The organism is Streptomyces sp. ISL-10 (genome assembly GCF_018614575.1).
Classification (GTDB): domain Bacteria; phylum Actinomycetota; class Actinomycetes; order Streptomycetales; family Streptomycetaceae; genus Streptomyces.
In genome coordinates this window covers 97,274-121,661 of record NZ_JAGGOJ010000015.1, presented here as the reverse complement: position 1 = coordinate 121,661, position 24,388 = coordinate 97,274, and the positions used below count along the sequence as shown (strand labels likewise).

Sequence of the window (24,388 nt, the reverse complement as noted above, 5' to 3'; positions counted from 1 at the left end):
CGCGGGGCCGATTCCGGCGTCACCCGGCGGTCTGGACGGCTGAGCTAGATTTGAGCCGGATCCGGACGACAAGGAGGCACACGGTGCCATCAGGGCAGCAGGCACGTGCGCAGGCGGCGGCGATCACCCCGGGCCGGCAGTCGCCGGTGTCCGAGGCCGCGCCCACGGACAGGGTCCGGGCCCTGTTCGGCAGCCAGCGGCTGTCCCCGGGACAGCGCCGGATCGCCCAGTACATGATCGACCATCTGACGGAGGCCGCCTTCCTGTCGATCACGGACCTCGCCGAGCGGGTGGGCGTCAGCCAGCCGTCGGTGACCCGGTTCGCGACCTCCCTCGGCTACAGCGGCTTCCCGGCGCTGCGGGAGGCGCTGCAGCCGATCGCGCTGAGCGCGGTGGCGGGCGCCCAGGAGACGCGCGAGCAGATCCGCCACAATGAGTTGCAGGCGGCCGTCGACGCGGAGATCGCGAATCTGGAGAGCCTGCGCCGGGTGTTCGCCGACACCGACCGGGTGCTGGACTTGGGCCGGGAGCTCGCCCGCTCGATGCCGCTGACCGTGCTGGGCCTGCGGATCTCGGTGTCGCTGGCCGAGTACTTCGCCTACGCCGCGCGCCGCATTCATCCCGATGTGCGCCTGGTGACCCGCGGCGGCAGCGTGGCGTACGACGCTCTGCTGCAGTCGCGCGCGGCGGGCGGGACGTGGGTGCTGGCGTACGCGATGCCGCGGCACGCCAATGAGACGCTCGCGGCGCTGCGGGCCGCGCGCAGCACGGGACTTCGCGTCGCGCTGATCACGGACCTGACGCTCGGGCCGCTCGTGGACGAGGCCGATGTGACGCTGACGGCGGGGACGGGTTCACGGCTCGTGTTCGACTCGTACTCGGCGCCGGGCGTGCTGTCGGCCGCCGTACTGCAGGCGATGGCCGACGCGGATCCGGAACGGACGCAGGCCCGTCTCGAGGGGTACGAGCAGGTCGCCGAGCAGCACGACTTCTTCCTCGAGGACTGAAGCGCCGCCGGTCCCTGGCGGCGGCTGACTTTCCTGTGTGACCTGCCTGTTTCCGGGACATTTTCCCAGGCAGCAATGCATGAAATTTTTCATACCCTTGCTTACTCGACGGTATATATATTTACTGCTCGTGGGCAGCAGGGTCCTGCGCGGACGCCGGAGCACGACCGTTGCCCTCACCAACCGAACATCCTGGGGCGGTGCTCCCTCCTCGCACCGGCCTGTGATGTTCAATCCGGGCACCCGCCGTACCGCGGATGCCCCTGGCGGTCCCGGTCAACCCCTGGGCCGGGACCGCCACAAGCCTCTCGATCAGAGCCGATCGGCATGACCCGGAAGCGACGACGATGTCCCAGACCCTCACCACGCTCGGACCGGACTGGCCCTGTCAGGTCAAGGCCCCCGGCACGCGCGACTGGGAGCGCACGGCCGCCCGATGGCTCCGGGACCTGCTGCCGGCCCGTTACGCGGGATACTCTCCGCTCACCCGCCATCCCGTCCTGCTCGCGCGCCACGCGCAGTTGCAGCTCCAGCACGAGATGGGAGCGGTGCGGGTGGCGCTGCGGACGGCCCGTGCCGAGCTGCCGACGCTGGGCATCGCGGAGTCGGTCATCGAGAACACGATCCGGATGTACGCCGTCGAGCTGGACCAGCTGAACCGCCTCGCGCGCGGCGTCAGGCTCATCACCGACGCACTCCTCGCCGACGGCCCGGGCGCCGCACCGCGCCGACGCTCCCCGGTCCAGCGCGTGCCGTAACCGCCGTCCGCACGAGTACGGGCCGGCCTCCCCCGTGGGCCGGCCCGTACCGGTTTGTCAGGCCAGCTGCCGCCGCACCAGTTCGTACAGCCGCCCGCCCGGATCCGCGAGCAGGTCCGCGGGGCGGCCCTCCTCCACGATCCGGCCCTCGGACATGACGAGCACCCGGTCGGCGTCCATGACCGTGGTGAGCCGGTGGGCGATCACCACGCGCGTGGCGCTCAGCTTGCGGGTGCTGTCCATCACCGTCCGCTGCGTCTCGTTGTCCAGGGCGCTGGTGGCCTCGTCGAAGAAGAGGATGCTCGGGCGGCGTACCATCGCTGCCGCGATCATCAGCCGCTGGCGCTGCCCGCCGGAGACCGCGCCGCCGTTCGCGATCATCGTGTGCAGTCCCATGGGCATCCGCTTGATGTCCTCGGCCAGCCCCGCCATCTCGGCGGCCGCCCACACCTCCTCCTGGGAGAAGCTCTCGGCGCCCGAGATGCAGTCCAGGATCGAGCCGGTCAGGGGCTGGGCGTTCTGCAGCACGACTCCGCACTGGCGGCGCACCGCGGCGCGGTCGAGGGCGGAGAGGTCCTGGCCGTCGTAGAGCACCGATCCCGCATCCGGCCGTTCGAAGCCGATGAGCAGCCTCAGCAGGGTGGACTTTCCGCAGCCGCTCGGGCCGACGACGGCGACGAACTCCCCCGGCCGCACCGTGAGGGACACATCGTCGAGTACGGCGGGTCCGTCGTCGGTGTAGCGGAACGACAGCTTGCGTGCCTCGATCGCGCCGGACAGGACGCCGGGCTGGGAGCTCGCACCGCGCACCTCCGGCGTCTCGTCGAGGATCGGGCGCACCTGCTCGAACATGGGCAGCACGGCGACCGCCGACACCAGCACACCCGTGAGCTGGGTGACCGAGGTCAGCAGCATCGTCACGGCGGCGTTGAAGGTGAGGAAGTCACCGGCCGACATGCTGCCGCGGGCCGGGCCGGCCAGGAGCATGAACATGATGAGCGAGCACAGCGGCAGATAGACCGCGTCCAGCACGGTGGTGAGGTTCCTGATCCGGCCCACGCGCTGCTGGAGTTCGCGGGATCGGGCGAACTCCCCGGCCCACGCCGCGTACGCGAAGCTCTCCGCCGCGGCGACACGCAGCTTGGGCAGTCCGCGCAGGGTCTGGAACGCCTGATTGTTGAGCTTGTTGCTCAACTCCACCAGCCGCCGCTGCCAGCGCACCTGCCACAGCCCCATCCCGAGGAAGACGAGGCCGATCACCAGGAGCATGCCGATGGCCGCGAGCGCGAGCGGGACGCTGTACAGCAGCAGCAGGACGACGTTCATCGCGCCGACGGTGCTCGACTGCACGGCGACCGGTCCGATTCCCGACAGCACGCGGCGGATCGAGCTGATGCCCATCGCCGCGCTCGCCAGCTCGCCGGTGGAGCGTTCGGTGAAGAACCGCGTCGGCAGCCTCAGCAGCCTGTCCCACACGGCCGGCTGCAGCGCGCTCTCTATCCGGCCCTCCATCCTCAGGATGGTGAGGTTCTGGAGCAGCATGAACGCCGCGGAGACGACGCCCGCGATCATCACCGCGAGCGCCACCTGGACGATCAGACCCGTCTGGGCGCTCGGCACGTACACGCCGAGGACCTTTCCCGTGGCGATCGGCACCAGGGCACCGAGGCCGACCGTGACCAGACCCGCGAGCAGCAGGTTGCGCACGTCCATGCGGGTGCCGCGCAGGCTGAACCGCACCAGGCGCCAGATGTTCGCGGGCCGTTCGGGCAGCGGCCGGTAGAACATGACGGCGCGCGGCTCGAACTCGTCGGCGTTGTCCTTGCCGACACGGGTGCGCGAGCCGGTGAGCGGGTTGACGGCCTCGTAGCGTCCCCGTCGCCACAGCAGGGCGACGGGTGCGCCGGACGCCGCCCGCCCGCCCACGAGCGGGCCGCTGTCCGTGCGCCACCAGCTGCCGGTCAGGCGTACGGGGCGGGTACGGACCCGGGAGGCGATGGCGATGCGTTCGACGGGCCCGACGCGATCCTCGTCCACGGCGGTTCTGGGCGGTTCGGTGAGCGTGATCCCGGCCGCCTCGGCGACCCTGCGGCACACCGCGAACACGGCGTCGTCACCGTCCCTGCCGGACGTGCGGCGCGCGCCGCCGCGCTTGCCGATGGAGGCGATGAGCGCCTCGTCGGCCCGTGCCCGGACGTCCTCCCCGGCCTTGATACCGGCCGCCGCGCGGTCCTCATGAGCGCGTTCCAGCTGCTCGATCCACTGGTCGACGGCGGACAGCAGGCGGTACTGCTGGTTGACCATCCGCTGCCACATCGCGCCCTCGATGAGCAGGTCCGCCGCCGCCTCCGCGCTGTAGGAGGCGCCGTAGCGGACGCTGCCGGGGTCGACGGGCATCCAGAGGATGTCGTCGTCGGCCATGCCCGCGTCGGCGGGGCGGCTGTCGAGCGGGGCCTCGAACAGGACGCCGAGGCTGCGTCCCACGCCGAGGGCGAAGGCGTGCTCCAGCTGGTTCCAGGCCCCGTTGCCGTACGGGTCCTGGGCGGCGTACGGGTCCTGGGCGGCGTACGGATCGGGCACGTACATGCCCCCGGTCGCGTAAGGGTCCTGCGCGGCGTGCGGATCGGGCACGTACATGCTCCCGGTCGCGTACGGATCCTGGCCGTAGGGGTCCTGGTACAGCTCTCGCAGGGCGATGCGGTGGAGCAGGCATTCCTGCGAGGGGCGGCCGACGAGAGTGTGCCGCGGACCCTGGACGGGGCCGAGCAGCAGCGTGCCGGGTTCCAGGCGGCCGAGGAAGTGCCAGTGACCCTCCTCCTCGGCGTCCACCGCGAACAGGTCGAGGAAGCCGCCGAGCACGAGCCACAGCACCTGCGGCCCTTCGAGGTGGAGGCTGCGCAGGCCGGTGCAGTCGACAGGTGCGCCGAGGGCCCCGAAGGCGTGGATCACCGCGTCGGTCGTCTCCGGCGTGCCGGTGGCGGCCGCCGGGGCGGCGTCCGGGTGCATGGCTGACACGTCAGTGCTCCTTGACCAGCTCGGCGTACGCGCCCCGGGCGGCGACGAGATCCTCGTGACGGCCGCGTTCGACGACCGTGCCGTGGTCGAGGACCACGATCTCGTCGCTGTCGCGCACCGTGCTCAGCCGGTGGGCGATCACCACGCAGGCGCAGCCGCGCCGGCGGATGTTGTCGATGATGACGCGTTCGGTCTCGGCGTCGAGTGCGCTGGTCACCTCGTCGAGCACGAGGACGCTCGGGCGGCGCACCAGGGCGCGGGCGATCTCCAGGCGCTGGCGCTGCCCGCCGGAGAAGTTGCGGCCGTCCTGTTCGACGCGGCTGTGGATGCCGTCGGGCCTGCGCCGGACGACGTCGAGGACGGCGGCGTCCTCCAGCGCGGCGACCACCGCCTCGTCGGGTATCGAGGGGTCCCAGAGGGCGACGTTGTCCCGCACGGTGCCCTCGAACAGGAAGATGTCCTGGTCGACGAAGGCCACGGAGGCGGCGAGTGCGCTGCGGGAGATGTCCTCCAGGCGTTCGCCGTCGATGCGGATCGTCCCCTCCCACGGGGTGTACAGCCCGGATATCAGGCGCGAGACGGTGGACTTGCCGCTGCCGGAGCCGCCGACGAGGGCGACTTGGCGGCCGGGGCCGACGGCGAGTGAGAAGCCGCTGAGCAGGGGCGCGTCCAGCGGGCTGTAGCCGAACGTGATGTTCTCCAGCGTCACATGGCCCTTGAGCCTGCGGGTGCTCGGGTCGGGCTCGTCGCGGGAGTACAGCGGGTCGACGGGGAAGTTCTCGACGTCCTTGAGGCGGGCGACGTCCGCGGCGAAGTCCTGGATCCGGCCTGCCACGCCGTTGAGCCGGGTGATGGGTGCGGTGAAGCGCGCGACGAGCGCCTGGAAGGCGACGAGCAGGCCGATCGAGATGTGGCCCTCGACGGCCCGCAGTCCGCCGATCCACAGGATCAGGGCGCTGTTGAGCACCGCGAGGGTGGGCGCGACGACGGCGAGGACGGCGCTCGGCACCCCCAGGCGCTGCTGCACCTCAAGGGTGGTGGCGTGCTGGCCCGCCCAGCGGCGGAAGTAGCCGTCCTCGCCGCCTGTCGCCTTCATGGTCTCGATCAGCTGGAGGCCGGTGTAGGAGGTGTTGGTGAGCCGTGCGCTGTCCGCGCGCAGTTTCTGCGTGTGGGTGGCCCGCAGGCGTATCACGATCCGCATGGCGACCACGTTGAGCAGCGCGATCAGCACGCCGACGACCGTCAGCTGGGGGTCGTACGTCCACAGCAGGACGGCGTACAGGACGACCACGACGCCGTCGACGGCGGCGGCCGCGAGGTCGCGGGCGAGCGTCTCGGCCACCGCGTCGTTGGACTGGAGCCGTTGGACCAGGTCGGCGGGGCTGCGCTGCGCGAAGAAGGTGACCGGCAGCCGCAGCAGATGTCTCAGGAACCGGGCGCTGCCCAGCGTGGAGGAGATGATGCGTCCGCGCAGCAGGTTCGCCTGTTGCAGGCCCGTCAGTACGGCGGTGAGCGCCACGAGGGTGGCCAGTGAGGCGAACAGGGGCCCCAGCAGTGAGGTCTGTCCCCCGATCAGGAACATGTCGATGTAGGTACGGCTGAGCGCGGGCACCGCCGCGCCGACGGCGACGAGCAGCAAACTGGCGAGCAGTGCGGCGAGCAGGGTACCGGTGGTGCCGCGCAGCCTGGCCGGCACGGCCTTCATGACGCCGGGTCTGCGGCCGCCCTTGGTGAAGGTGCGGTCGGGTTCGAAGACCAGGGCGACACCGGTGAAGCTGGTGTCGAAGTCCTCCGCGGAGACGAAGCGCCGCCCCTTGTCGGGGTCGTTGATGTGCACGCCGCGGCGCCCGAGGCGTCGGCCCGTGCCGTCGTAGACGACGTAGTGGTTGAACTCCCAGAAGAGGATGGCCGGCGGCTGCACCTCGGCGAGTGCGGTGGCCTCCATCTGCATGCCCTTGGCCACAAGACCGTAACTGCGCGCGGCCTTGAGGATGTTGCTGGCACGTGAGCCGTCGCGGGAGACGCCGCAGGCGATGCGGAGCTCTTCGAGCGGCACATGGCGGCCGTAGTGGGCGAGCACCATGGCGAGTGCCGCGGCACCGCACTCGACGGCCTCCATCTGGAGGACGGTCGGGGTGCGGACGGCCTTGGCCTTCGGCTGCCTGCGGGGTGGCGGGGCGGCCCTGCGCGAGCCGCGCCGGCCGCCGGGGGCGGTCTCCGGGCGGTGTCTGCGGCGGCCCGCGGGCGGCAGTTGCCGCTGTGCGGGGACGGGTTCGCGGTGTGCGGTCACGGCAGCAGCCAATCGATCGGATGCTGGGCGGCCAGGTGGACGGAGCCGCCGGTGAGGGTCATGGACTCGAGCGCGTACGGGGGGCCCTGCGAGGTGGACCAGTCGTAGCCGGACTCGGTGCCGGGGGACTTCCCCAGCTCGACGAGCACGGCCACGGGCTGACCGTCCTTGGAGAACTGTTCGCCGAGCTGACTGCTGCCGAGGAAGGCGGTGATGCGCTGGCGGGTCTGGGCGGTGCGGCCGACGGCCTTGACCCGGCCGCGCATCACACCGTACTTCTGCGCCGCGACGGACTGGACCGTGAGGTCGACGCGTGCGCCGACCGGCACGTCCGGGCCGCTGTCCGCGGGGACGTAGAGAACGGCCGTCAGGGGGGTGCCGGGCTTGTCGATCCGTTCCACGGCGGCGACGTCGCTGCCCGTGGTGACGACGGATCCGATGGCGGCGACGAGGGTGGTGAGCCGTCCGGCCGCGATCGTGCGCACGACGGCGATGCCCTGCGCGGTGCGGACCTTGAGCAGCGGTGCGTCGGCCTCGACGCGTTCGCCCTCCTTGGCCAGCACCTCGGTGATCTGTCCCGAGACCGGGCTCTGCAGGACGTAACTGCCCTGGCCGTGGGTGAGGATGCCGGGTGCGGAGACGGTGGAGGTCACCGTGCCGGCGACGGACCAGACGGCGGCGGCGATCATGACAGCGACGGTCACGGCCAGGGCGAGGAGCCCCTGCGGCCGGGCGAAGCGCACCGGAAGGTCGATCTCCTCCGGCGACTGCAGCTTGGAAAGGGCCTGTTGGCGAAACTGCACGACACTCTTCCCTCAACTGCCTGAACCGACGGGGTCCCGGATCCACCGGGTGCTACGGGTAAACCGCGCACGGCCGTGCGCCCCGGATCCTGGCTCGGTCCGGGGCACACGGCTCGGGCGCTGCCGGCAGAGCGGGCCGGCGAGCCGCGGAGATCTTACAGACCGGCGACGAGGCCGTTGACCGGGCCGGTGATCGCGGCGGCGTTGATGCCGGTGGCACCCTCGGCGACGCCGGTCACGGTGGCGACGGTGGCGGAGACCGGGGCGATGGTGTCAAGAGCGGCGGCGGCGTTGCTCACCGTGGCGCTGTGCAGACCGCCGGCCACGTTGTCCAGCTCGCTGTCGGAGATCTCCTGGGTGGGGACGAAGTTCATGAGAAGCTTCCCTTCGGATGGGTATTTCGAAATGACAGCGTCCGGCCGCACGGAAAAGCCGCATTGCCGGCCGACCAGCGGGGTGGGGAGATTCTCGTATCCGAGAACCCAGTGAAAACCCGCGGTGCGAAGGATCAAAGCACGTAAGCGCGTTGAGCGGCCAATCGCGGCAGAGGGCGGGACGGCAGGATCACGCCGCGAGCGGCCCTCGTATTACCGACGCGTGCGTACCCCTTCATGAATCGGTGCCACCTTCTTCACGTGATCGCCAAGCACCGGCCCGACGCGCGCCCGCCACACGGCGCCGACGAACGGGACATTCCGCCGCAGAGTCAGATATTCCCTGGTCAACCTGGGGGAGCCGAGGGGGAGGCGATGTGCGGTCTGCGTATTCAGTGTGCAGATTCACGACAGGAGACGGCACCATGACGGGGCGTCACGAGACCTTCACCCACCCAGGGGTGCGGCCCGGGGGCCGCACCCCCGCCAAGGAACGAAATGGGTCACCACTCAATTGCAGAGCGTCTAGCCGTGAGAAATTCGGGACATGACCGCCCGAGCCGCCCCGCGCCTTGCGGAAAGGGTGCGGAAAAGGTGCCGAATCAGCCGCCCGTACTCACCTCGGGCGCAGGTGGGGTGATTCGGGCGTGCAGTGCTGCCGCGTAGGCCTCGTCGGGGTCCAGCCTGCGCAGTTCCTCCGCGATCAGCTCGGCCGTCGTACGCACTTTCAGGGCGAGGACGCGGTTGGGCTGCCCAGGGATGGAGAGCCGGGCCACGGGGCCTTCGGGCCGGTCGATGTGGATCTCGCCGTCGGCGGTGCGCAGCCGTACGGCCGTGACGACCGGTCCGGCGGTGACGACCTGTTCGACCGGGACGCCGAGGCGGGCGGCGAACCAGCGGGCGAGCAGTTCGGCACTGGGGTTGTCCGCCTCGCTCTCCACCACGGCGGAGACGACCTCGGCCCGTGCCTGGTCGAGCGCCGCCGCGAGCATCGAGCGCCAGGGCGTGAGCCGGGTCCAGGCCAGGTCGGTGTCCCCCGGCTCGTAACCGGAAGCCCTGGCAGCAAGTTCACTCAGCGGCTCGGCGACGGCGTACGCGTCGGTGATACGGCGCTGGGCGAGGGCGCCGAGCGGGTCCCTGGCCGGGACGGGCGGCGCGTCGACCGGCCACCAGACGACGACCGGCGCGTCGGGCAGCAGCAGGGGAAGGACGACGGAGTCGGCGCGGTCGGCCAGTTCGCCGTGGAGTCGCAGCAGGACCGTCTCCCCCGCGCCCGCGTCGGTGCCGACGCGGACCTCGGCATCGAGGCGGGTGTCATGGCGGTCGCGCGGTGAGCGGGCGTGGCGCTTGATGACGACCAGGGTACGGGAGGGGTGCTCGCGCGAGGCGTCCCCGGCTGCCCTGATGGAGTCGTAGGCGTTCTCCTCGTCGGTGACGATGACGAGGGTGAGCACCATGCCGACGGCCGGGGTGCCGATGGCGCGGCGGGCCTGGACCAGCGCCTTGTTGATCTTGCTGGAGGTGGTGTCCGTGAGGTCGATCTTCATGGCCTGCGCCAGCTCCGTCCGTCTCGTGCGAGCATGTCGTCCGCTTCCCTGGGGCCCCAGGTGCCCGCGGCGTACTGGGCAGGGGTGCCGTTGTTGTCCCAGAACTCCTCGATCGGATCGAGGATCTTCCAGGACTCCTCCACCTCCTCGGTACGGGGGAAGAGGTTGGCGTCGCCGAGCAGGACGTCGAGGATCAGCCGCTCGTACGCCTCCGGGCTGGACTCGGTGAACGACTCGCCGTAGGCGAAATCCATGGTCACATCGCGTAGTTCCATGGAGGTCCCGGGCACCTTGGAGCCGAAGCGCATGGTCACCCCCTCGTCCGGCTGGACCCGGATCACCAGGGCGTTCTCGCCGAGCTCCTCTGTGGCCGTGGAGTCGAACGGGGAGTGCGGAGCCCGCTGGAAGACGACCGCGATCTCGGTGACCCGGCGGCCGAGACGCTTGCCGGTGCGCAGGTAGAACGGGATACCGGCCCAGCGGCGGTTGTCGATCTCCAGTCTGATCGCCGCATAGGTGTCGGTCGTCGACCGGGGCGCGATGCCCTCCTCCTGGAGGTAGCCGACAGCCCTCTCGCCACCCTGCCAGCCGGCCGTGTACTGGGCCCGCACGGTGTGCCGGCCCAGGTCATCGGGCACCTTGACGGCCTTGAAGACCTTCAGCTTCTCCGTGACGAGTGAGGCGGCGTCGAAGGAGGCGGGCTCCTCCATCGCGGTCAGCGCCAGCAACTGGAGGAGGTGGTTCTGGATGACGTCACGGGCGGCGCCGATGCCGTCGTAGTAGCCGGCCCGGCCGCCGATGCCGATGTCCTCGGCCATCGTGATCTGAACATGATCCACGAAGGACCGGTTCCAGATGGGCTCGAAGAGAGTGTTGGCGAAGCGCAGCGCCAGGATGTTCTGGACCGTCTCCTTGCCCAGGTAGTGGTCGATCCGGAACACCTCGTCCGGGGCGAACACCTCGTGCACGATGGTGTTGAGCTCCCGCGCGCTGACGAGGTCGTGGCCGAAGGGCTTCTCGATGACGGCACGCCGCCAGGAGCCGCGGGGCGCGTCGGACAGACCGTGGTCCTTGAGCTGCTGGACGACCTTGGGGAAGAACTTCGGCGGCACGGACAGATAGAAGGCGAAGTTGCCCCCGGTGCCCTGCGCCTTGTCCAGGTCATCGACCGTCGCCCTCAGCCGCTCGAAGGCGGCGTCGTCGTCGAAGTCCCCCTGGACGAACCGCATGCCTTCCGCCAGCTGCTGCCACACCTCCTCGCGGAACGGTGTACGCGCATGCTCCCGGACGGCGTCGTGGACCTCCTGCGCGAAGTCCTGGTCCGCCCAGTCCCGCCGGGCGAACCCGATGAGCGAGAAGCCCGGCGGCAGCAGCCCGCGGTTGGCGAGGTCGTAGAGGGCGGGCATCAGCTTCTTGCGGGACAGGTCCCCGGTGACTCCGAAGATGACGAGCCCTGAGGGCCCGGCGATACGCGGGAGCCGCCGGTCGAGCGGGTCCCGCAGCGGATTCGCCCAGCCGCTGTTCTCCGACATGGGGTCAGGCCTCCTAGCGAACGGCTTCGAGTGCGTCCGCTTCCGAGGATCGCATCTCACGCCGGTCCCGTACGGGTACATCAGCGCCCCGCCGCGTCGATCCATTCCCGTGCGGCCCCAACGGCTGCACACCGCCCACCGTCCCGGGGCCGGCACACGGCACTCTTGTCCGCCGGCCCGTTGTGCCGAACAGTACCTGCCATGGCGACAGTTGTGCTGGTGGGAACGCTGGACACCAAGGGTGCGGAGTACGGCTGGCTGCGCGAGCGGCTGCGCGGCGGCGGCGTCGATGTGCTGGTGGTCGACACGGGGGTGATCGGTGCACCGCACTTCGACGCCGGCGTCCCGCGCGAGGAGGTCGCACGGGCCGCGGGGGCGGACCTGGCCGCGCTGCGCGCCGCGGGGGACCGGGGCGCGGCCGTGACGGCGATGGCGCGCGGTGCGGCCGAGGTCGTCGCGCGGCTGTACGAGGCGGGCCGGCTGCACTGCGTCATGGCGATCGGAGGCAGCGGAGGCACCTCCATCGCGACCCGCGCCATGCGCGGACTCCCCCTGGGCGTGCCCAAATTGATGGTCTCCTCGATGGCGGCGGGCGACGTGTCGCCGTACGTGGGCCACGTGGACATCACGATGATGTACAGCGTCGTCGACATCGCCGGTATCAACACGATCTCGGCTCCCGTGCTCGCCAACGCGGCCGACGCGGCGGTGGGCATGGCGAAGGGCTTCGCGGCCGCCGGGTGCCGGGCGCTGCGCCCCGCCGATCTGGCCGCCGGTGAACGGCCGCTGGTGGCGACGAGCATGGCCGGCGTGACGACGGCAGGGGTCGACGCGGCCCGGGCGCGGCTGACCGAGCTGGGCTATGAGGTCCTGGTGTTCCATGTCAGCGGGGCGGGCGGACGGACGTTGGAGTCAATGGCCGGTCAGGGGCTGTTCGCCGGGGTGCTCGACCTGACGCTGAGCGAGCTGGCGGACGATCTGGTCGGCGGCATCCTGAGGGCCGGACCGGACCGGCTCACCGCGGCCGGGCGGCACGGTGTGCCGCAGGTGGTCAGTCCGGGGGCGCTGGACATGGTGAAGTTCGGCCCGCCCGACACGCTGCCGCCCGTGATGCGCGACCGTCACGTCCTGGTGCACAACCCGTCGATCACGGTGGTGCGTACGACGGTGGAGGAGTGCGCGGAGCTCGGGCGGCGGGTCGCGGCGAAGCTGCGGGCAGCCACGGGCCCGGTCGAGGTGTGCCTGCCGCTGAGGGGCCTGTCGACGCTGGGAGAGCCGGGCGGCCCGTACCACGACCCGGTGGCGGACGCTGCGCTGTTCGGAACGCTGCGCGAGGGGCTGAGGGGCAGCGGGGTCACGGTGGTCGACGTCGACGCGGACATCAACAGCGTCTCGTTCGGCCGTGCCGCGGCGGACCGGATGCATCGGATGATCACCGCGGGTCCGGCCGCCCGGGGGTGACCGGGTGCCACGGAGGGCCGGGAATGTCGAGGAGTACGTCGAGAGGAGTGCATCGGGCACGGCGGTCCTGTCTCGGACGCACGCATCCGTGCGCTCGGTGTGACGGGCGCCCCGTGCGGCGGTCACCGGGCCGGGGCGATCACTGGCCGAGGCCCTCGGGCAGCAGCTGCTCCGTCCAGAGCGTCTTGCCCGACGCGGTGTACCTGCTCCCCCACCGGTGCGTGAGCTGGGCGATCAGGAACAGTCCGCGGCCGCCCTCGTCCGTTACGCGCGCCCGGCGCAGATGCGGCTGGGTCTGGCTGGGGTCGGACACCTCGCACACGAGCCGGTGGTCCCTGATGAGCCGCACGCCAACCGGGCCGCCGGCGTACCGGATGGCGTTGGTGAGCAGCTCGCTGACGATCAGTTCGGTGGTGAACACCAGATCGTCGAGCCCCCACCTGGTCAGCTGCCGGGCGATCTCGGCCCGCGCCTGGGCCACGAGCTTCACGTCCGCCGGGAACTCCCAGGCGGCCACGGCGTCCTCGCGGGTGACGGCCACCCGGGCCAGCAGCAGGGCGGCGTCGTCGTCCGGGGGTTCGGCGAGGAACGGTACGAGCATCTCCCGCCCGATCTCCGGTACCGGCCGCCCCGCCCCGCGGGCGGCCTCCTTGCCGAGGAACTCCGCCATGTGGCCCGAGCCACCCGACTCCGTGGAGAGCGATCCGGCGGCGAACGCCAACAGGTCACCGGGGGCGAGCTCCACCTCCACCGGTTCGAACGGCGCGCCCTCCCGGCCGAGGGCGGGACCGGCAGGCAGTTCGACCCGCGCGGCACCGCCCGCGGCCCGGGCCAGCACGGGTGCCGCATGCCCGGCGCTGGCCATCTTGCACCGCGCGCTGACCGGGTCGTAGACCGCGTACAGGCAACTGGCCCCCCGGACCGTGCCCTCGCCGCCACCCGGCTGCTCGTCCTCCGCGAAGCGCACCACCAGGTCGTCGAGGTGGGTCAGCAGTTCGTCCGGCGGCGGGTCGAGATCGCAGAGCGTACGCACCGCGGTACGCAGACTGCCCATGGTGGCTGCCGCGTTGAGCCCGTACCCGCGCACGTGTCCGACGACGAAGGCCACCCGGGACGAGGACAGCGTGATCACGTCGAACCAGCTGCCGCCCGTGCCCGCGAGCGTCCTGCCGGGCACGTAGATCCCAGCGGTCTCCGCGGCGGTCACCTTCAGCTGCGGGCGCGGCAGCAGGCTGCGCTGCAGGGTCTCGGCGGTGCGGCGTTCGCGTGTGTAGCGGCGGGCGTTGTCGATGGCGAGCGCGGCCCGGGAGCCGATGTCCTCCGCCACGGCGGCGTCCTGCGCGTCGAACGGGGCCCGGTCACGGCCGCGCCACACCGAGACCGCGCCGAGCACGTGCCCGCGCGCCTGCAGGGGCACCACCATGTACGAGGCGGCGCGGTCGGTGAGCACCAGTCGTATCCGGTCGGGGTCGTCGGCGATCCTGGGCCGCAGCTCGTCCAGGTCGGCGACGATGACGGCCGACCCCAGCCGCAGCCTGTCGCTCTCGTAGCCGCGTACGCGGATGACGGAGCCGGACGGATACAGCTCATCGGGCCACTCCCCGTCGGCGGCGACGGCCGCGGCGCGGCACAGCGGCGCCCCTGTCGCGAAGGCGCCGGGCTCCTCGCCGACCAGGACGGCCTCCGTGATGTCCACCGCGGCCAGGTCGGCGAACGCCGGGACCAGGAGGTCGGCCAGCACCTGTGCGTTGCGGGAGACCTCCAGCGACCGGCCGAGCGCGGAGGCCGCGGTGCCGACGAGTGCCGCGTGCTTGCGGGCGCGTTCGTGCTCGGTGACATCGGTGAAAGTCACGGCGACACCGCGGACGGCGCCCTTGGCTCCCGACAGCCGGAGCGCGGACAGCGAGATGGTCCGGTCCCGCTCGGGGGCCCGGGCCAGCCGCGCGGAGGTGACGAAGTCGATGAGCGGCTCGCCGGTTGTGGCGACGCGACGGAGCTGGGCCTCGACGACCGCCGCGTCCTCCGGCACCAGCAGTTCCCCGATCCGGCGCCCGAGACCGCCCGCGCGCCCCGCGCGCCCCGGACGCAGGTCGCCCGGCAGCGGATTGACCCGCATCAGGCGCAGTTCCGTGTCGTGGATGGCGAGCCCGATACCGGACTGGGAGAAGAGGGCGCCGACGAGTGCCTCGTTCTCCTCCCGCCGGTCGGCAACGCCCGCTGCCGTCATCCGCAGCAGGAATCGCGCGGGCAGCGTGCCGTCGAGCGGCAGCAGATCGAGCTGGACGGGTGCCGGGCCGCCGGCGCCGCGCAACGAGGCGCGCATCGAGCGGGGGAGGTCGTCGGGCGCGAGGCCGCGCAGCCGTGCCCAGTCGCCGGGTTCGGTGAGGAGCTCGCCGACGCCGCGGCCGTTGATCCGGGCCGCCGGGATCCCGAGCAGCTCGGCGGCGACTCCCGTGCAGGCGAGCACCGTACCGGCGTCGTCGAGCACGAGAAGTGCGCAGTCCTCCGGGCGGTCCGGCCCGCTGCCGGGGACAAGGCCGCTGCTGCTCACTCGTCGATCACTCCCAGGGGGGCGCTCCCGTGATCCGTCGGTCCGTGCTCGGTCCTCGCGCCTCTCATTGAACTCCACCGGGCCCGCCGCCGCGCGGCGAACCCCCACAGGCGCCCGGCTGTGGCCGCCCCCAGGGCGCTCCCGTCGCGGCCCACGGCCGCCAAGTGCCGTCGGCACGGCAGTCCATGGGCGGGGCGGAGCGGAAAAACGACCTGACAGGGGACCGGCGGCCGATTTACGATCACCAGTACGGCATCGCGTGTCGGTCACCGACCGGGTGAGGCATGGAGGTGCCCGTGAGTTTGCCCGACGGAGGCAATCCACAGTGTCAGTAGAGTTCAACCACACCATCGTGCTCGCGAGGGACAACCGCGAGTCGGCCGAATTCCTCGCCCATGTACTCGGGCTCGAACTCGGGCAGGAGTGGGGCCCGTTCATCCCCCTCCCGCTCAGCAACGGCGTCACCCTCGACTTCGTGACGGTCGATCACGAAGTCCCCTTGCAGCACTACGCGTTCCTCGTCTCGGAGGACGAGTTCGACGGGATCTTCCGGCGCATCGAGGAAGCGGGCGTCACCTACTTCGCCGATCCGCACGGAAAGCAGCCGGGCGAGATCAACCACAACGACGGCGGGCGCGGCATGTACTTCCTCGACCCTGCGGGGCACGGCATGGAGGTCATCACCCGGCCGTACGGGAGCGGCGGGAGCTGAGCCGGCGGGCCGGCCCGTCGCCGACCATGCTCCGAAAAGGGGCGGGGACCGTGTCCCCGCCCCTTTTCGCTGCCCCACGGCGACCGTCCGCGCGGTGCCGTTCGCCCCGACGGCCCAGCGGGGGCCGATCCCGGATGGCGCAATGTGTCGATCCGCGCACTAGATGTAACCAAGTGTGCGCCTACGCATCACGAGACCGACACGGTGGACGCCTTCCGGATGTTCCACGAACGGAGCCCGCGCCATGACCCCCGCCCCCTTCGCCCCAGATCCGGCCGACCACGGCATAGACCGGCCCGCCAGGCCCGTGCCGGCGCCGGACCCCGAGTTCCTCGTCCCCCCGCACCCGGCTCCCAGCACGCCTTACGCACCGCCTCCGCCGATCGTTCCCCCCGTGGTGCCACCTGTCCCGCAGGAGGCCACTGCGCCGGCGGCCCCGTACGCGTACGACGCGCCGGAGCGTCCCGAACCGGAGCCGTACGCACCGCAGCTGCACGCACCGCAGCACCGCGAACCGGAACGTCGCGGACCGGAGCCCAGCGAAGCACAGCAACCCGTGAGCACCATCAGCTCCGACAGCAGCGACGGGCGGCCGGCGGGCGGGGGCGCACCGGAGCAGAAGCCCGGGCACGGCACAGACCACCGCACCGAGGTCGGAAACGACCCCCCGGCCGCGCCCGCAGCACCGTCCAAGCCGTCCGAGCGGTCCGAGCGGCCGAGGCCCAAGCGGCCGAAGCGGACAAAGGACCGGCACGCGTCCCCGGCGTTCTCGAAGTGGCCGATGTCGGCCCTGGACGCCGCGCTCGCGTCCGGGCCCAGCAGTCACACCATCTCCCCCGCACTGCGCTCGCCGGTGCGCCTGCCGGCGTCGGTCCTGCTCTTCGCCTGCGGTGTCATCCATCTGCCGACGGACCTCGCGGGACTGCGGTCGGGAAGCTACACGGAGACCCTGTCCCTCGCCCTCCTGGTGCTCTGCCTGGTGTGTGCCCTGTGGCTGGCGATGCGGGACACGCTGGTCGTCTGGGCCGCCGCGGCGGGGCTCGCCGTGGGGATCATCGCCCTCCATGGTCTCGCGAGCGTCGGCACGGTCGATCTGCTGAACAGCAGTCTCGGACAGTCGTTCACCCGGGCGAGGGCCGCGGCGGTGCTCTGCGCGGCGGCGGCGGCGATCCTGTCCGGCTCGACGCTGGTGCGCCGCACCAGAGCGGCCGGAGCGACGAAAAGCACCTGACGACCGTCCCGCCCTGCGATCCGCTCCGCCCGGGCAGCCTCACTGCCCGGGCGGTCCTGTGTCCGCCGCCGCGTCACGGCTGGCCGCTCGTGTGAGGCCGATGGGCAGCGCCGGGGCTCGCCACCAGCTGAAGCCGGGAGAGAGCACGGGAATCCGTGTGGTTCTGCCGCTTCTGGGTACCGGGGGCGGGCACGAACGCACCAACGTACGAAGGAGGTGCGCTCCCCATGGAGCGTGGCAGCAACCGCGTCAGCCCGCGCAAGGACGACGAGATGAAGCACGAGTTGCGGGGCTACCTGCGGTCCCGGCAGCAGCACACACGCATCGAGTCGGCGAACGATCCGGAGCCGGGTGCCGAAGACGCCCCGACCGGCGGGTCCGAAGGCGGCGGACCCGGCGTCCGGCGGGTGCGCGAACGCTGAGGCGGGAACAGGCGGGGTGTGGGCCCCGTTGGTCGGGGCTCACACCCTGCCGGACGTCAGGCGCTCGGCGCGCTGGGACGCCTGGCGGGCCCGGCGGCGCGCCGAGCCGGCCGCGTCGTCGGCCGTTCGGGCCCGAGCGCGTGCCTCGCGGGCCTCCTTCTCGGCGGCACGCAGCTGCGCCCTCGCCTCTTTCAGCTCCTCGGTCAGCGCGTCGACCCGTTCGGCGGCCTCCTCGGCCCGTGCGTCGGCGCGCTCGCTCTCCTCGGCGGCCCGGGCGTGTTCCGCCTCGCTCTCGCGCGCCTCCTCATCGGCCGCTTCGGCTTCCCGGCGAGCCTGATCCCGTTCCGTGCGGCGGGCTTGCTCCTCCTCGGCCCGACGAGCTTCGTCCCGTTCGGCGCGCCGCTCCCGATCACGGTGTGCGGTCTTCGCCTCACCACGTCGTTCCGGGCCCGCGTCCTGCGCCGTCCCGGCCGGTCCGGACGGGGTGACACGACTGGTCACGGCACCGGTATCCGCTGAGGCCGCCGTGAAGCCGACGGGCGGGGTCAGCGGTCGGTCGAGGTGACCGGTCGCCCACTCCTCGGCCGCCGCCGGGTCGGCCAGCACGGCGAGCAGGGTCCCTTCGATCTCCCGCAGGGCGGCCTCCCCCACCGCCTGCCCTTCGGCCGCCGCCAGGTCCCGGGCTTCCCGGGCGAGCGCGGCGACCAGGAGGTGCTGTTGACGGCTCAGTTCGCGCAGCCGGTCGCCGTCGAGGCTGCGGTGCGCGCTGCGCAGTCCCTCGCCGAGGCCGAGCAACGGCTGGATCCGCTCCGGCTCCCGGCGGACGAGGAGGTTGCCCGCCCATGCGGAGACGGTGGGCCGCCGCAGCCCCTTGATCCTCTCGGCGAGGTCGCGCTCCCCGGCCTTGCGGGCCTCCGCCGCGCGGGCGTTGCGTGCGGCGGTGAAGTCCTGCGGCCGCAGCTCGTACAGCTCGTCGAGGATGTTCTCCAGGTCCACGGTCCTCCTTGCGGCCCGTCGCCCCCGCCCTCGTCCGGGAGGGCCCAGGACCAGGATCGCTCACGACCTCGGTTCGCCGTACCAGCGCCATGCGGTGCGGCGCGGACGTCCGGGCAGCTCGCCCCGGCCGGTGGCCCACAGCAGCGTCCGCCAGGGGTCGCCACCGCCCCGCACATCGGGGAACAGCCGGGTGAGCACCCCTGCGCACAACCCCCCGGGCGGGCTCCAGCGGAGGCCGAGTCCCTGCGCCACGTCGTGGGTGTGGACCAGGGTCTCGACGATGCCCATGGCGGCGAAGCCCTCGGCGTCGGCGATCCCGAAGACGTGATGTGCCCGGACGCCGGGCGGAGCCGTGCGCACCATCGCGATGAGCAGCGCGCCGCACGACTCCAGGACCTCCAGCAGCCCGGCCGGCCCGGCCGCACGGTCGGCATACACGGTGTTGCCCGGCCCGCCGGGCCTGCGGCTGTCGTGGACGAAGGACAGATCGTGGTCCAAGGGGGGTGTGCGCAGGCCGAGTTGGACGGCGTAGGCGAACAGGTCGTCGGCGAGGTGCTCGACCGTCTCCCAGCAGTCCCACTCCAGCGTCCCGGCTTTCGCGTCCCACGCGGCGGCGGGCGGTGCGGAGCCCAGAACATCCAGGCAGAGCCGTACGGCGTGGTCGAGGTCGTCCACGGTCACGGGGACTGGGGCGGGGGCGGGGACGGGGGCCGGGCTTTCGGCGGTGGGCGACATGCCGGGACCGTACTCCGCACGGGCGGGCCCCGCGCCACCGATTATCGGCTGTCCGGGAGGGCTTCGCCGTTGTCGTCAGGCGCCACCGTCAGGAGAGCGGGCGCAGTACGCAGCGGGCCGGTCCGGCGGCGCGCAGGGTGATACCCGTGTCGACCGGCACCGTCGCGTCCCGCGCCGTCAGCTCGTACTCCCCGAGGATCATCGCGAGCGCGAGCACGGATTCCAGCATCGAGAAGTGCTGGCCGATGCAGGCGCGGGGTCCGCCTCCGAAGGGGAACCAGGCGTAGCGGGGGCGCTCCTTCTCCCGTTCCGGGGTGAAGCGCTCGGGGTCGAAGCGCTCCGGCTCCTCCCAGTACCGGGGGTGGCGGTGCGTCACCCAGGGAGCCACGATCACGTCCGCGCCAGCCGGGACGGTGTGACCGCCGATCACGGCGGCCTCGACGGCCCGGCGGCCGATGACCGGGCCCGCCGGGTAGAGCCGCATGGTCTCCTTGAGCACCTTGATGAGGTACGGCAGCGAGTCGAGGTCCGCCGCCTGCGGCACGCGCCCCGCGAGAACGCCCGCCGCCTCCTCCCTGGCCCGCGCCTGGTGCTCCGGGTGGCGGGCCAGCAGGTGCAGCGCGAAGCCGAGCGAGGTCGCTGTCGTCTCGTGGCCGGCGAGCAGGAAGATCAGCACCTGGTCGCGTATCTCGGCGGCGTCGAAGCTGCCGTCCTGCTCGCTCTGCGCCGTGGCGAGCAGCGTGAGCAGGTCGTCGCCGGACGCGGCGTCGGCGTCCGCCCGCCGCTGGGTGATGATGCGGTCGCACACCGCGTACAGTTCCTCGGTCGCGGACGCGGCCCGGCGGTTGCCCGGAGTGGGCCAGTCGCGCGGGAGGTTGGCGGGCGAGTAGCCCCGGCGCAGGACGTAGTCGCCGATGACCGGGAAGCAGCGTTCGACGACGGCGACGGCTGATTCGACGTCCGTGCCGAAGAGGATGCGCGCGACCGCCCGCAGGGTCAGCCCCGTCATCTCCGAGACGACGTCCACGGTCAGGTCGGGGGCGCTGCGCCAGGTGGCGAGCATCGTCGCCGTCTCGGCGGTGACGGCCTCGGCATAGCCGTCGACGCGTCGCCGGGTGAACAGCGGTTGCACCAGTCGGCGCTGGCGCAGATAGTCGGCGTCCTGGCTGGTCAGCAGACCGTTGCCGAACGACTCGCGGACCTCCTGGTAGAAGGCGTTGTCCTTGCGGAAGTTGGCCGCATCGGTGGCGAGCACCTGCTGTGCGCCCTCGGCGGAGAACACGGCGTACAGCTCCGCCCGCAGTCCGGGCGGTCCGGCGGTGAGGCGCACGACGTCGCCGTGCTCGCGCCGGGCGTCGAGGAAGGTGCCGAGCGAGTCCCGCTTGAGGTCGAGCATCGACCCGAGCAGCGGCAGTCCTGCCGGGCCGGGTACCTGTGCGGCAGTGGTGGTGGTCATGGCTCCCCCGGGTCGGCGGCATCGAAAGTCATGCGTCGCTCTCAACTGCCATTGTGCCGGAGGCCCTTGACCTGGGCGACGAGAGGCGGCGACCCGCTGCCGTGCCGAGGGCCGCCGACGCGGAGGCGGCACCGCACCCCCGTGCGCCGCCGCCCCGTCGTCCCTCACGCGCCGTCGGCCGCCGCGCGCAGTGCCGCCACGTCCAGCTTGCCCATCCCGAGCATGGCCTTCATCGCCCGCTGGGCGCGTTGCTCGTCGGGGTCCGCCAGCAGCTCTCCCAGCACCGCCGGGACGACCTGCCACGACAGGCCGTACTTGTCCTTGAGCCATCCGCACGGGCCCTCCTGGCCGCCGTCGGACAGCTTGCTCCAGTAGTAGTCGACCTCCTCCTGGTCGGCGCAGTCGATGTTGAAGGACACCGCCTCGTCGAAGGTGAACTCGGGTCCGCCGTTGATCGCGGTGTACGGCTGGCCGTCGAGCACGAAGTCCACGGTCAGCACCGTGCCGGCCGCGCGGGGGCCGGCCTCGCCGTAGTACGAGACATTCGTGATCTTCGAGTTGGGGAAGACCGAGACGTAGAACTCGGCGGCTTCTTTGCCCTGGGTGTCGAACCAGAGGTTGGGCGTGATCCGGGGCATGTCGTTCTCCTGACCGTGTCGGTGCCGGTGCTGGTGCTGGTGCTGGTACAAGCCTCTGCGGGTTCTGACCGCCCGGCTCTCCGGAACTCATCGCCGGGGCGCCGCCCGCTCGCCGCGGATGCCACCGAGTGCGCGGCCCGGGAACCCGGCGGAGGATGGAAGCGATGACCGGCTCCGTGACGTTGATCCGTGAGAGCCCGGAGGACCCGTTCTCGCTGGGTCGCGCCGTCTCCGTGGTGCTGGATCCGCACGGCCGGGTCACCGGCTGGAGCGACCGCGCCGAGGCGCTGCTCGGATTCGCGGCCCGTGAGGCACTCGGCCGGGAAGCCACCGACCTGATGGTGGACCCGCAGAACAAGCGTGTCGTCATGGAGGCCGCGGCCGCATGTGTGCGGGACCGCGGCTGGTTCGGTGTGGTGCCCGTACGCATCAAGGAAGGGCGCACCGTCGGTTTCGGGGTCCGCGCCCGGCTCGTGACGCGGGACAGCGGCGAGAAGGAGTGGTTCTTGATCGGCGCCCCTGCGGCGGAAGTGGTCCAGTGGGAGATCGACCGTTCGGTGATGGACGGCCTGTTCCGCAGGTCCCCGATCGGCCTCTCGGTCCACGACACCGATCTGAAAATCCTGCGCATCAACCGCGCGCTCGCCCATGTCGGTGACATCGAGGCGGAGCAGGCGCGCGGGTCCCGGACCGGGGACTTCCTCGTACGGCTCGACGCGGACACCGTGGACCAGCGGTTGCGGGAGGTGCTGGAGACCGGGGAACCACTGATCTTCACCGAACAGTCCTGCCGGCTGCTCGCCGCGCCCGCCAAGGAGCGGTTCGTCGATGTCTCCGCGTTCCGGCTGGAGGACTCCACCGGCCGGGTGCTCGGAGTGACCCAGCTCGTCGAGGACGTCACCGAACGTCACCGTGCACGGCGCAGGCTGGCGCTGCTCAGCTCGGCGGGCGCGCGGATCGGCACGACGCTGGACGTGGGGACGACCGCGTCGGAGCTCGCGGAGGCGGCCGTGCCGGGACTTGCCGACTGTGTCTCGGTCGACCTGCTGGAACAGGTCAGCCGCGGCGAGGAGCCAGTGGCGAACAGCGGTGGCAGCGCGGTGCGCAGGACGGCCGTACACAGCGTCGTGCGGGGCTCCGAACGGGTGATGTTCCCCGTGGGCTCGCTGAACACGTTCCCCCCGCGCACACCGCAGGGGCGCTGTCTGTCCGGACGGCGGCCCGTCCTCGAACCCGTCGTCGATGTGTGGAGGGCGCTGGAGGGGCTGGAGGGGCTGGACCCCGCGGACGCCGCGAAGCTGCGCGACGTGCATTCGCTGATGGTGGTGCCGCTCACCGCGCGCGGTCTCGTCCTCGGGTTCATGAGCCTGTGGCGCTCCCGGCTGCCCGAGCCGTTCGAGGACGACGACCTCACGCTCGCGGGCGAACTGGCCGCGCGTGCCGCCGTGTCCATCGACAACGCACGCCGGTTCACCCAGCAGCGCAGGACGGCGCTGGCGCTGCAACGAAGGCTGCTGCCGCGCGAGTTGCCGGTGCATCCCGCGGTCGCCGTGGCCCATCGCTATCTGCCGGCGGGCGGTGCCGCGGGGGTCGGCGGCGACTGGTTCGACGTGATCCCGCTCTCCGGTGCGCGGGTCGCCCTGGTCATCGGGGATGTGGTGGGCCATGGCATCAACGCGGCCGCCACCATGGGCCGTCTGCGTACCGCCGTGAACACCCTCGCCGACCTGGACCTCGAACCGGATGAGGTCCTCTCCCACCTCGACGACCTCGTCACCCGTCTCGCCGGCGAGCAGGAGCCCGACGACGAGGGAACGCCCGGGGAACAGGTGGTGGGAGCGACCTGTCTGTACGCGGTGTACGACCCGGTGGCCCGGCAGTGCTGCATCGCGCGCGCCGGGCATCCGCCGCCCGCCGTGGTGGCGCCGGACGGTGTCGTGAGCGTCCCCGAGCTGCCCGCCGGACCGCCGCTGGGCCTCGGCGGGCTGCCGTTCGAGACAGCCGAACTGACGCTGCCGGAGGGCACGGTGATCGCTCTCTACACCAACGGCCTGGTGGAGGGCGAAGAGCACGACATGGAGGACGGGATCGCCCGGTTGTGCACCGTGCTCGGCGGCCGTCCCGGCCGGCCGCTCGACGACATGGCCCAGCACATCGTCGACGCGCTGCTGCCCGCGCGGCCGAGCGACGACGTGGCGCTCCTGCTGGCCCGTACGAGCAGGCTGGCGCCGGAGCTCGTCGCCACCTGGGAGCTGCCCGCGGAGCCCACGGCCCCCGCGAAGGCCCGCAGGCTGACGGCCGACCAGCTCGCGGCGTGGGGGCTGGAGGAGCTGGCGTTCACCACCGAGCTGATCGTCAGCGAGCTGGTGACCAACGCGTACCGCTACGCCGGGGGGCCGTTGACCCTGCGACTGATCCACCATCACCGCCTGATCTGCGAGGTCACCGACCCGAGCAGCACCTCCCCGCATCTGCGCCGAGCCCGCTCCACCGACGAGGGCGGCCGGGGCCTGCTGCTCGTGGCCCAGCTGACGGAGCACTGGGGCACGCGCCACGCCCGGGAGGGCAAGACGGTATGGACGGAACAGCTGCTTCCGCAGCTGGGCGGGGGGCCGGTGGTGTGACGGAGCGCCGCGGGCGCGGACCGGCCGGCCGGCCGTGCCATCGGCGACCTGCTCATGGTCGCGATCGACCCGCCGGCCCGGGCGCGACGGCGACACGGGCGGGCAGCACCGGCTCGGCATGCGGCTGGCGGAGGCGGGGACGCGGCGGAGGACGCCGTGACCGGCGCGCCGCGCGACGGGCACACGGTGGCACCGCTCGGCTGCGGCCGACCGCGCCTTGCGCCCCTGGGGCGGCA

General features: G+C 72.1%; 18 protein-coding genes. 7 read left to right on the top strand and 11 right to left on the bottom strand.

The window, feature by feature from the left end:
• Nucleotides 1–83 precede the first annotated feature (83 nt).
• Together J7E88_RS19405 and J7E88_RS19400 are read left to right on the top strand one after the other, a co-directional pair.
• Complete coding sequence (locus tag J7E88_RS19405; RefSeq protein ID WP_215182746.1) at nt 84–1,007, top strand: MurR/RpiR family transcriptional regulator; 924 nt, start codon at nt 84–86, stop codon at nt 1,005–1,007.
• Nucleotides 1,008–1,354: 347 nt separating this feature from the next.
• Complete coding sequence (locus J7E88_RS19400; RefSeq protein WP_215182745.1) at nt 1,355–1,765, top strand: hypothetical protein; 411 nt, start codon at nt 1,355–1,357, stop codon at nt 1,763–1,765.
• A 57-nt stretch (nt 1,766–1,822) separates the two neighbouring features.
• On the opposite strand, the gene J7E88_RS19395 is transcribed toward J7E88_RS19400, so the two are convergent.
• From J7E88_RS19395 to zwf, 6 genes are all read right to left on the bottom strand, one after another.
• Nucleotides 1,823–4,771, bottom strand: coding sequence for an NHLP bacteriocin export ABC transporter permease/ATPase subunit (locus tag J7E88_RS19395; RefSeq protein ID WP_215182844.1), 2,949 nt, complete (start codon nt 4,769–4,771; stop codon nt 1,823–1,825).
• Nucleotides 4,772–4,781: 10 nt separating this feature from the next.
• On the bottom strand, nt 4,782–7,031 hold the full coding sequence (locus tag J7E88_RS19390; RefSeq protein WP_215182842.1) for an NHLP family bacteriocin export ABC transporter peptidase/permease/ATPase subunit: 2,250 nt from the start codon (nt 7,029–7,031) through the stop codon (nt 4,782–4,784).
• Nucleotides 7,032–7,066: 35 nt separating this feature from the next.
• Nucleotides 7,067–7,873 carry an HlyD family efflux transporter periplasmic adaptor subunit gene (locus J7E88_RS19385; RefSeq protein WP_215182743.1) on the bottom strand — a complete coding sequence of 269 codons (807 nt, stop codon included), beginning with the start codon at nt 7,871–7,873 and terminating at the stop codon, nt 7,067–7,069.
• Between the two features lie 155 nt (nt 7,874–8,028).
• Complete coding sequence (locus J7E88_RS19380; RefSeq protein WP_215182741.1) at nt 8,029–8,247, bottom strand: type A2 lantipeptide; 219 nt, start codon at nt 8,245–8,247, stop codon at nt 8,029–8,031.
• Between the two features lie 602 nt (nt 8,248–8,849).
• Complete coding sequence (gene opcA, locus J7E88_RS19375; protein WP_215182739.1) at nt 8,850–9,794, bottom strand: glucose-6-phosphate dehydrogenase assembly protein OpcA; 945 nt, start codon at nt 9,792–9,794, stop codon at nt 8,850–8,852.
• Entirely contained in the window at nt 9,791–11,326 is a 1,536-nt protein-coding gene (gene zwf, locus J7E88_RS19370; protein WP_215182737.1) for a glucose-6-phosphate dehydrogenase, read from the bottom strand. The genes opcA and zwf overlap by 4 nt, the downstream gene beginning before the upstream one ends.
• 201 nt (nt 11,327–11,527) lie before the next feature.
• Between zwf and J7E88_RS19365 the strand changes: the two genes are divergently transcribed.
• Nucleotides 11,528–12,787, top strand: coding sequence for a Tm-1-like ATP-binding domain-containing protein (locus tag J7E88_RS19365; RefSeq protein ID WP_215182735.1), 1,260 nt, complete (start codon nt 11,528–11,530; stop codon nt 12,785–12,787).
• Nucleotides 12,788–12,926: 139 nt separating this feature from the next.
• On the opposite strand, the gene J7E88_RS19360 is transcribed toward J7E88_RS19365, so the two are convergent.
• Nucleotides 12,927–15,338, bottom strand: a complete 2,412-nt coding sequence (locus J7E88_RS19360) for a SpoIIE family protein phosphatase (protein WP_215182733.1) — start codon at nt 15,336–15,338, stop codon at nt 12,927–12,929.
• 325 nt (nt 15,339–15,663) lie between these two features.
• Here J7E88_RS19360 and J7E88_RS19355 point away from each other — a divergent pair, with 325 nt between their 5' ends.
• The 3 genes from J7E88_RS19355 to J7E88_RS19345 all read left to right on the top strand — a co-directional run bounded on the left by J7E88_RS19355 (nt 15,664) and on the right by J7E88_RS19345 (nt 17,703).
• Nucleotides 15,664–16,050, top strand: coding sequence for a VOC family protein (locus tag J7E88_RS19355; RefSeq protein ID WP_215182731.1), 387 nt, complete (start codon nt 15,664–15,666; stop codon nt 16,048–16,050).
• A 394-nt stretch (nt 16,051–16,444) separates the two neighbouring features.
• Complete coding sequence (locus J7E88_RS19350; RefSeq protein WP_215182729.1) at nt 16,445–17,281, top strand: hypothetical protein; 837 nt, start codon at nt 16,445–16,447, stop codon at nt 17,279–17,281.
• Between the two features lie 227 nt (nt 17,282–17,508).
• Entirely contained in the window at nt 17,509–17,703 is a 195-nt protein-coding gene (locus tag J7E88_RS19345; RefSeq protein ID WP_215182727.1) for a hypothetical protein, read from the top strand.
• Nucleotides 17,704–17,742: 39 nt separating this feature from the next.
• Here J7E88_RS19345 and J7E88_RS19340 read toward each other — a convergent pair whose 3' ends face one another.
• The 4 genes from J7E88_RS19340 to J7E88_RS19325 all read right to left on the bottom strand — a co-directional run bounded on the left by J7E88_RS19340 (nt 17,743) and on the right by J7E88_RS19325 (nt 21,528).
• Nucleotides 17,743–18,699, bottom strand: a complete 957-nt coding sequence (locus J7E88_RS19340; protein WP_215182725.1) for a hypothetical protein — start codon at nt 18,697–18,699, stop codon at nt 17,743–17,745.
• A 60-nt stretch (nt 18,700–18,759) separates the two neighbouring features.
• Entirely contained in the window at nt 18,760–19,434 is a 675-nt protein-coding gene (locus tag J7E88_RS19335; protein ID WP_215182723.1) for a hypothetical protein, read from the bottom strand.
• Between the two features lie 88 nt (nt 19,435–19,522).
• The gene (locus J7E88_RS19330) at nt 19,523–20,890 is read right to left on the bottom strand and encodes a cytochrome P450 (protein ID WP_215182721.1); all 1,368 of its coding nucleotides are present in this window, start codon (nt 20,888–20,890) and stop codon (nt 19,523–19,525) included.
• 164 nt (nt 20,891–21,054) lie between these two features.
• On the bottom strand, nt 21,055–21,528 hold the full coding sequence (locus tag J7E88_RS19325) for a VOC family protein (RefSeq protein ID WP_215182719.1): 474 nt from the start codon (nt 21,526–21,528) through the stop codon (nt 21,055–21,057).
• 164 nt (nt 21,529–21,692) lie between these two features.
• On the opposite strand from J7E88_RS19325, the gene J7E88_RS19320 reads away from it, so the two are divergent.
• Nucleotides 21,693–24,152, top strand: a complete 2,460-nt coding sequence (locus J7E88_RS19320) for a SpoIIE family protein phosphatase (protein WP_215182717.1) — start codon at nt 21,693–21,695, stop codon at nt 24,150–24,152.
• Nucleotides 24,153–24,388 lie beyond the last annotated feature (236 nt).